Origin of the sequence: Azospirillum sp. B506 (assembly GCF_000333595.1) — a bacterium.
Classification (GTDB): Bacteria; Pseudomonadota; Alphaproteobacteria; order Azospirillales; family Azospirillaceae; genus Azospirillum.
Map to the genome: position 1 here is coordinate 1 of NZ_BADK01000580.1, position 2,546 is coordinate 2,546.

A 2,546-nucleotide genomic window follows, 5' to 3' on the forward strand; every position below is an offset into this window, starting at 1 on the left:
GAGGTGGCGGTGAAGTCGCTCGGCTGGCGGCCGGCCATCGACAGCGACAGGTCGGGCAACAGGATCGGCGACAGGCCGAAGCCTTCGATGATGTCGCGCAACTCCTCGACATCGCCCGGCGACAGGTGACTGCCGGCCAGCACATTGACCTGGGTCGGGATGCGCACCGGCGAGGGTTCGACCAGCCGCTCGACGATGGCGGTGACGGCGGCGGCGAAACCGTCCTCGAAACCGCCGGCGAAGTCGGGGGTGCTGGCGAAGACCAGCGCGGTGTCGGCCATGTCGGGGTTGCGCTGGCGGAACAGCGTGTACTGGCCGCCCATGTCCTCGCCCTTGGTCTCGGTGACGCCGGTGGTGGCGACGCCGATCATGGCGGGCCTGTTGCGCTCGACGATGGTCCGGATCGCCTGTTCCAGATTGTCGTAACCGCCGAGGATGGTGGAAACCTGATCCATCGCCGTGGTCTGCAGCGGGATCGCCTCGCGGAAATGGCGGACCAGCAACACCAGCCCGAAAGCGGTGCAGCCCTGCGAGCCGTGGAACAGCGGCAGGCAGCGGTCGACCCCGAGATAGGCGAGCGCCGCGCCCAGCGGCTGGCTCATCTTCAGCGGGTTGGTGGAGGCGGCCTTGGCGGCGGAGGGAAAGCGTTGGATGTGCGACATCGGCCTTACTCCGCCGCCAGCAGGGTGGAGGACGGACCGGACTCCCACGGCGCCGGCTGGCGCACCTGCCGCCAGATCGGATTCGACAGCGTCTTGTCGATCTCCTCGCAGAGGTTGACGATACCGTCATAGCCGGCATAGGCGTGGTGGCGCTCCTGGTTGATGTCGAGCCAGGGAACCTTCGCCTTCAGGGAGATGAATTGCGAGCGGCCACCGGACATCATGATGTCGGCCTGGTTGTCGATCAGCATCTTGTAGATGTCGCGCGGCTTCAGATCGTCCCACTGGTGGAACTCCTCGCCCTTCATCTTCTTGATGCGCTCCTTGTCCTCCTTGGTCGATTTCTTGGTCGATGTGCCGAGGATGGTCAGTCCGGCGCCTTCGAGCGCGCTGACCATCGACCAGCTCTTGACCCCACCGGTGAAGAGGAGGACGCGCTTGCCGTCGAAGCGCGGCCTGTAGGGTTCCAGACGACGCCAGACGCGGCTTTCCTCGCGGGCGATGACGCCCTCGGCCCGGTCGATCAGGCTCTTGTCGGCGCCGCGCTCCACCAGCATGCGGGTCATGGTGCGCAGCGTGTCCGACATGTCCGACACGCCGTAGAAGGACCCCTCGAAATAGGGGATGCCGTAGCGCTCCTCCATCTTGCGGCCGACATTCACCAGCGCCTGGCTGCACACCATCATGGTGACGCGGGCGCGGTGGGCCTGGGCGACCTCCTGGTAGCGGCCGTCGCCGGAGATGCAGGACAGCAGCCGGATGCCGATCTCGTCCAGCAGCGGCTTGACCAGCCACAGCTCTCCCGCGAGGTTGTATTCGCCGATGATGCAGACGTCGGTGGGCGTGGTGTATTCGGGCTCGGCCGTGCCGATGACATGGTCGAGCAGGGCTTCGCCGGCGAGCTTGTTGCCGAGATTCTTCGACCCGACGAAGCCCGGCGCATCGACCGGGATCACCGGCTTGCCCAGCTTCTGCGCCGCGAATTTGCAGACCGCGGCGATGTCGTCGCCGGTCATGGCGGGCACGCAGGTCTGATAGACGAAGACGGCCGGCGGGTCGTATTGCTGAACGATCTCCTTGATGGCGCGGTAGAGCTTCTTCTCGCCGCCGCCGATGACGTCCAGCTCCGACAGGTCGGTGGTGAAGCCGGTGCGGTAGAGCTGCGAACCGGAGGATTTGGAGCCGCGGTTGTCCCAGCTGTTGCCCAGGCAGGCGATGGGACCATGGACCAGATGGGCGGCGTCGGCGATCGGCTGCAGCACGATCATCGCCCCGTCATAGGCGCAACCGCCAGCCGCCGCCCCCGGCTTCAGCGATTTGGTGCAGCCCTTCTTCTTCTCCTTGGCCGATTTGGCCTGGTTGGTCGCGCAGCCCGGTTCGTTGAAGACGTCCTGGATCTTGTCCTGGAGCATGCCCGCTTCTCCCATCCTGGCGCCGGAAATGGCTCTGGGGGAGGTGATGCAGGGGGCGTGCCAGATGTTAAGCCTTTGATGCAGAATGATTGTCTGGTTTTTCAGGCTCTGTCCGATAGATGACAATCGGGAGATGGGGGCAGTGGCTTGTCGGGTGTCGCACATCCCACGCAGGGACAGGGTGCGGTCGGCCGTATCAGGAGGTTTGCAGGACTGGGATGGGGACGATGGTGGGGATCGGGCGGTGCTGCCTTGGGATGATCGCCGGGACGTTGATGGCCTTGCCGGCCATGGCGGCACAGGATGGGGCTGCACAGAATGGCTCGGCGCAGGTCGGGGCCGTGATCCGGCTGGCGCAGGAGCCGGGGCGCGAGGTGGGCGTCGCCTGCCGTTACCTCGACCTCGATGAGCGTCCGGCACCGCAGGGGGCGGTGGAGCTGTGCGGGGATGCAGCCGATCTCGTCGCGCTAAG

The 2,546-nt window shown here is 65.9% G+C and carries 3 protein-coding genes; 1 reads left to right on the forward strand and 2 read right to left on the reverse strand.

Going from position 1 to position 2,546, the window contains the following annotated elements:
* Together I71_RS17025 and nifE are read right to left on the reverse strand one after the other, a co-directional pair.
* Positions 1-662, reverse strand: a 662-nt coding sequence (locus I71_RS17025; RefSeq protein WP_042696032.1) for a nitrogenase component 1, incomplete at its 3' end; no start/stop codon positions are given.
* Between the two features lie 5 nt (positions 663-667).
* Positions 668-2,074 (reverse strand): nitrogenase iron-molybdenum cofactor biosynthesis protein NifE, encoded by a 1,407-nt coding sequence (gene nifE / locus I71_RS17030; protein ID WP_042696033.1) that lies wholly within the window; start codon positions 2,072-2,074, stop codon positions 668-670.
* 218 nt (positions 2,075-2,292) lie between these two features.
* Here nifE and I71_RS17035 point away from each other — a divergent pair.
* Positions 2,293-2,546, forward strand: a 254-nt coding sequence (locus I71_RS17035) for a hypothetical protein (RefSeq protein ID WP_042696034.1), incomplete at its 3' end; no start/stop codon positions are given.